3 protein-coding genes are annotated in these 6219 nt (G+C 74.0%); all 3 read right to left on the bottom strand.

What is annotated here, in order from left to right; genetic code table 11:
• Positions 1-130: 130 nt before the first annotated feature.
• The 3 genes from ACFWPS_RS14165 to ACFWPS_RS14155 all read right to left on the bottom strand — a co-directional run bounded on the left by ACFWPS_RS14165 (position 131) and on the right by ACFWPS_RS14155 (position 6076).
• On the bottom strand, positions 131-4072 hold the full coding sequence (locus tag ACFWPS_RS14165; protein WP_383704572.1) for a ribonuclease E/G: 3942 nt from the start codon (positions 4070-4072) through the stop codon (positions 131-133).
• 276 nt (positions 4073-4348) lie between these two features.
• Positions 4349-5113, bottom strand: a complete 765-nt coding sequence (locus ACFWPS_RS14160; RefSeq protein ID WP_383704570.1) for a TIGR03936 family radical SAM-associated protein — start codon at positions 5111-5113, stop codon at positions 4349-4351.
• 108 nt (positions 5114-5221) lie between these two features.
• Positions 5222-6076: a hypothetical protein gene (locus ACFWPS_RS14155; protein WP_383704569.1), complete on the bottom strand. Its 855-nt coding sequence runs from the start codon at positions 6074-6076 to the stop codon at positions 5222-5224.
• Positions 6077-6219 lie beyond the last annotated feature (143 nt).

Below are 6219 nucleotides of genomic sequence, written 5' to 3'. Positions count from 1 at the left end.
CCTACGTAATGGTGCCGGGGGGGGGGCCGGGGGGCCACAACCGGGCCGGTGGGGTGGTGCGCCCCTGACCCGCCCGCCGGGCCCCCACCCGGGGGGGCCGGGACCCGCCCCCCCCCCCCGCGCCCGGGCGTCAGCCCTCGTCGGAGGCGGTGGCGACCGTGGTGGTCTTCTTCGCCGTCGACTTGGCGGCGGCCGTCTTGGCGGTCTTGGCCGCCTTCTTGGCCGTCGTCGTCTTCTTCGCGGCCGCCGTCTTCTTGGCAGCGGTCTTCTTGGCGACCGTCTTCTTCGCCGCGGTCTTCTTGGCAGCCGTCTTGCGGGCCGTCTTCTTGGCCGGGGCGGCCTCCTCGACGGTCTCCTCCGCGGCCGGGACCCCGGCAGCCGACGCTTCCGCCTGCTCGACGGCCTCAGCGGCCGGTACGACCACGACGGCCGCCTCCTCGGACGCGGTCGGCGCGGTGGCCTTGCGCACCGCACGGCGGCGCGGGCGGGCCGGAGCGGCGCTCTCGGCGGGCGCTGCCGCCTCGGGCTCCGCGGCCGCTTCCGGTGCCGTCTCAGCCACCGTCTCCGCGGCCGTCTCAGCCACCGTTTCCGCCGCCGGGGCGGTCTCGGCGACGACCGTCACCACGGTCGCCTCGGCGGCGGCCGGGGAGCCGGCGGGCGCCGACACCTTCCGGGTGGCACGCCGGCGCGTACGGCCCTTGGGCGCGGTCTCCTCGACGGCCGGAGCCGCCTCGGCCACAGCGGCCTCCGGAGCCTCGACCACCGGGTCCTCGACGGCGACGGGCTCGGCGTGCGCCTCGACGGCGGGCACCTCTGCCCGCTCCGCCTCGGCCTCCCGCCGCGTCACACGGCGTTCCCTGGGCGCGCCGGCCGGAGCCGAGGCCCGGCGGCTCGCCCGGCGGCGGGTACGGCCGCGGCCGGCCGCGGCCTCCGCCTCGGCGACGCTGCTGTACAGCTCCTCGTCCGGCTCGAAGTCGGGCGCGGGCAGCGCCACGGGCCCGGCGGCCTCGGCCGCGACCTCCGCCGCCGTCTCGACCGCGTGGACGGCCTCGGCGTGCTCGACAGCCCCGTCGGCCACGACCTCGTGCGTCTCGTGGGTCTCGTGCACGTCGTGCTCGTGCCCGTCGCCGCCGCGCCCGCGCTTCTTGCGCTTGCCGCCGCCACCGCCGCCACCGGAGCTGGGCTGCTCCATGTGGACGATGACGCCACGGCCGTTGCAGTGCACGCAGGTCTCGGAGAACGACTCCAGCAGGCCCTGTCCGACCCGCTTGCGGGTCATCTGGACGAGCCCCAGCGAGGTCACCTCGGCCACCTGGTGCTTCGTACGGTCCCGCCCGAGGCATTCGAGCAGGCGCCGCAGCACCAGGTCCCGGTTGGACTCCAGGACCATGTCGATGAAGTCGATGACGATGATGCCGCCGAGGTCGCGCAGCCGCAGCTGGCGGACGATCTCCTCGGCCGCCTCCAGGTTGTTGCGGGTGACCGTCTCCTCGAGGTTGCCGCCCTGGCCGGTGAACTTGCCGGTGTTGACGTCGACGACGACCATCGCCTCGGTCCGGTCGATGACCAGCGAGCCGCCGCTCGGCAGCCAGACCTTGCGGTCCAGCGCCTTGGACAGCTGCTCGTCGATCCGGTACGTGGCGAAGACGTCGACCTCGGAGGTCCACTTGGACAGCCGGCCCGCGAGGTCGGGCGCGACGTGGGCGACATAGCCGTAGACGGTCTCCCAGGCCTCGTCACCGCTGACGATGACCTTGGAGAAGTCCTCGTTGAAGATGTCGCGGACGACCCGGACGGTCATGTCCGGCTCGCCGTACAGCAGCGTCGGGGCGTTGCCGTTCTTCGACTTCTTCTGGATGTCCTCCCACTGCGCCTGGAGCCGTTCGACGTCGCGGCGCAGCTCGTCCTCGCTCGCGCCCTCGGCGGCGGTGCGCACGATGACGCCCGCGTCCTCGGGGACGATCTTCTTGAGGATGGTCTTCAGCCGGGCCCGCTCGGTGTCGGGCAGCTTGCGGCTGATGCCGGTCATCGAACCCTCGGGGACGTACACGAGGTAACGGCCGGGGAGGGAGACCTGGCTGGTCAGACGGGCGCCCTTGTGGCCGATCGGGTCCTTCGTCACCTGGACGAGGACGGACTGGCCGGACTTCAGGGCGGACTCGATACGGCGCGGGCCGTTGGCCATGCCGAGCGCCTCGAAGTTGACCTCACCGGCGTAGAGCACGGCGTTGCGGCCCTTGCCGATGTCGATGAAGGCGGCCTCCATCGACGGCAGCACGTTCTGGACCTTGCCCAGGTAGACGTTGCCGACGTACGAGGTCGACTGCTCCTTGTTGACGTAGTGCTCGACGAGCACGCCGTCCTCCAGGACGCCGATCTGCGTGCGGTCGCCGTACTGGCGGACGACCATCACCCGCTCGACGGCCTCGCGGCGGGCGAGGAACTCGGCCTCGGTGATGATCGGGACGCGCCGGCGGCCCTGTTCGCGGCCCTCACGGCGGCGCTGCTTCTTGGCCTCCAGACGGGTCGAGCCCTTGATGGACTGGACCTCGTCGGACGGCTCGGAGGGCTTGCGGGGCTCACGGACCTTGACGACCGTGCGCTCCGGGTCGCCCTCGCCGGGCTCGCTGTCGGTGGAGGTGTCCCCGGTGCGACGGCGGCGGCGCCGGCGACGGCGGCTGCTGGAGGAGGACAGGCCGGCCTCGTCGTGGGCGTCCTCGTCGTCCTCTTCCTCCTGCTCGGCGGTGTCCTCGGCGTCCTGCTCGGCCTGCTCGGCGGCGAGCTCGTCGGTCCCGTCGTCGGCGCCCTCGCCGTCGAAGGCGTCACCGCGTCGACGGCGCCGGCCACCGCGGCGACGGCGCCGGCGGGAGCCGGACTCCTCGGCCTCGTCCTCGCCGTCGGCGGCGTCCTCGACGGACTCCTCCGGCTCCTCGGTCTCGTCCTCGGCCACGGCCTCGGCGACCGGGGCCTCCTCCGCGGCGCCCCGGCGGCGGCGCCGACGGCGCGAACCGGCCTCGGCCTGCTCGGCCGGCTCCGCGGCGAACGCCGCGGAAGCGGAATCGGAAGCAGGGGCGGCGGCGGAAGCTGCGGCGGCCGTGGAAACCGTGGCAGCCCCGAACTCCTCGGGCTCGTCGGCGCCTGCGGCCTCGGCGGCCGCTTCTGCGGCGGCGCGCTGGGGGGTCTGGAACTTCGGCTCGGCGAACACGGGCGCCTGGAAGACGGCGACGGCGGGGCGGGCCGGTCGGCGCTGCGGCTCCTCCTCGGCGGCGGCCGGGGCGGCGGGCTCGGAGAACCCGATGGCGGCCTGCCGCACGACGCGACGCCGGGACCGGCGCGGCGCCTCGGCCTCGACGGACTCGGTGGCCGGGGCCTCAGGGGCCGAGGTCTCGGCGACGGCGGCCTGCGGCTCCTCCTCGACGGCAGCGGCGGCCGGCTCGGCGGCAGCGGCCTCGGGCGCACCGACGGGCGCGGTCACCCGGCGGGTGGCGCGGCGACGGGTACGCGGAGCGGGCGCGGCCTCCTCGACGGCCTCGACCGTCTCGGGCGCCTCAGGGGTTTCCTGCGACTGTGCCTCCTCGGCCTCCGCCACGCCGGCCGAGGTTCCGGCGGGCGCGGAGACGCGGCGGGTCGCACGGCGCCGCGTACGCGGAGCGGACGCGGCCTCCTCGTCGCCGACGGCGGTCCCGGCCGTGCTCTCGGCGGGCTCGGTCACGGCGGACACGGCGGTCTCCGTGGCGGCGGCCTCGGCCTCGGCGGCAGCCGGAGATCCGGCGGGCGCGGAGGCGCGGCGGGTCGCACGGCGCCGTGTGCGCGGAGCGGGCGCGGTCTCCTCAGGAGCCTCGACGGCCTCTGCGGTCTCGACCGTCTCGGCAGCCTCTTCCGTCGCTTCGGCGGCGGAATCGGCGGAGTCGAAGGTCTCGGCGGCCGGTATGGCCGGCGCCGCGGTCTCGGCCACGGCCTCGGTGGGCGGTCCCGCAGGGCGGGACGCGGCACGGCGACGCCTGCGCGGCGGCAGGGTGTCGCTGGGGGTGTTCAGTTCGGAGCCCTCGGTGGGCTCGGTCGGTTCGAGCATGCGGGCGTTTCTCCCGTCAGGCTCCCGGGCGCCGCGCCTGGTCCGGCGTCGATCGAGTCGAGCGACAACCGGTGACGTCCGCGGCTCGCGCGATGCGCGGTGCCGCCGTGTGGGGCGCGGGCGCCGCACAGGAGCTCTCTGTGTCCTGTCTCGCCGGTTCCGTACGCCTTGTCGCGGACGGCCTGGCGAAAGTCTTCTGGTCGGTGCGCTGCCCGACCCAGGTGGCTCCCGAGTACGAGGGCGACGCTACGACGTCCGTCCTTCGCGGGACCTTCCTTACGCCGGCGCCGTCGCGGCGGCAGTCGGTTCGGCCTTCGAAAGGGCCTGAGCTGCCTCGCGGTCGGGCGCGAGCGGGTCGGTCACCGTGCCGGTCTCTTCATCGAGCAGCCCCTGCGCCAGCCTGGTCACCGCTGCGGGGACCGGCGGCGCCAGGTCGGCCACGGCGCGGAGACCGGACAGGACGTCGTCGGGTCGTACGGCAGGCGTCACGTGCCGAACAACCAGCCGCAGTATCGCACAGGGCTGGTCGGTCGGCCTATCAGCCATTTCACTCTGTGTTTCAAGTTGCACGACCGCGGGGCGGGCGTCGAAGGTGCGGACGCCGTTCTTGGTCATGCGCTGGACCTCGACGGCCTCGGCGCTGTTGAACGCGGCGACGGCCTGTTCGGCCTGTGCCGGGTCCACGCCGGCCAGCCGCAGCTCCCACACGGAGGCGGTGAGCCGGTCGGCGAGTCCGGACGTGTGTACCTCGACCGCGTCGACGATGTCGAGCCCGGCGGGCAGCGACTCGTCGAGGAGGGCGCGCAGCCGCTCCGGGTCGCGGGGTGCGGTGAGCGCGATCTCCAGGAACTCCGCCTCGCTGCCCGTGCCGGTGGGTGCGGCATTGGCGTACGACACCTTCGGGTGCGGTGTGAACCCCGCCGAGTACGCCATCGGCACCTCGGCGCGGCGCAGCGCACGCTCGAAGGCGCGCTGGAAGTCACGGTGGCTGGTGAACCGGAGGCGGCCGCGCTTGGTGTAGCGCAGTCGGATGCGCTGCACCGCGGGTGCGGGCGGCGGGCCTTCGGGCTGTCGCTTGCCCAGTGTCGTCAGTCCTTCGTGATGCTTGTGCGAGGGCCGTACCGCTGTCGGCCGTACGGCTGTGTACTGCTATCCATCAAGAGTACGTGTGTCGCGGCCCCTGGGTTCCCGGCGGTCCACGGGCGCGGGCCGGCTCGGCTCGCCGAAGAGGGCGCGGCGGAGGTCGGCGCGGGCCTGGCGGACGGCACGGCCGATCGCGCGTGCGGCCTCGGCCACCGGGTGCAGTACGAGGTCGCGTACGACGTGTCCGACCGGGGTGAGGACGGTCCGGTACACCCACCGCGCGGGCTCCAGGAAGATCCACCGGAAGAGGGTCCCGAGCACCCGTCCGGCGGCCCGTGCGACGTACCCGGCGACCCGCCAGGCGTGGCCGAGAGCCTCTCCGATCTCCCTGAGGACGATGCCGAGGACGTGGCCGGCCGGAGCGAGGACCCAGCGCCACAGCGCGAGGGCGGGCAGGACGAGGAGCACGCGCACGGTCCAGTACAGGGCCGTGCCGAGCATGTCGAACACCCATTCCACGGCCTTCGCGGCGGGCGTGAGGAGCCACACGACCGCGTGACCGATCGGGGTGAGCACGCGCGCGTGGAACCACAGGAGCGCATGGCCGAGCGGGGTGAGCACGCGCGCGTAGAGCCATGCGAGGGCGTGGCCGAGCGGGGTGAGCAGGTAGCGGTACAGCCAGATCAGGGGTACGACGAGGAGCCCGTGGAGAAGCCGGCCGACCGCGCGTCCCACCGGGGCGAGGACGTACCGCCACAGGAACCGTGCGACGGCGCCGCAGGCGTCCCAGAGCAGGCGTACCGGCAGCACCACCAGGAACACGAGGATGCGCGCCGGGATTCTGATCGCGACGACCAGGCATCCCTCGCCCTCGGGATACTGCGGCTGTGGCGCCCGCTGGGGCCGTTTCTGCATGTCCATGGCCCGAGAGACGCTATCGCGTGCCACGCGGATGCGATCGGCCGCCCTTGATCACCGATCGGCGGCGAGACGGTAACGGTTGACCCGCTCACGCCAATCTGAATGGAACCGGCCACGTCGGCTTGATTTGCTGTGCGCACAAT

The sequence above is a fragment of the Streptomyces sp. NPDC058457 genome, assembly GCF_042720695.1.
Taxonomy (GTDB): Bacteria; Actinomycetota; Actinomycetes; order Streptomycetales; family Streptomycetaceae; genus Streptomyces.
The sequence above is the reverse complement of the archived record's forward strand: the minus strand, read 5'-3'. Positions and strand labels throughout refer to the sequence as shown.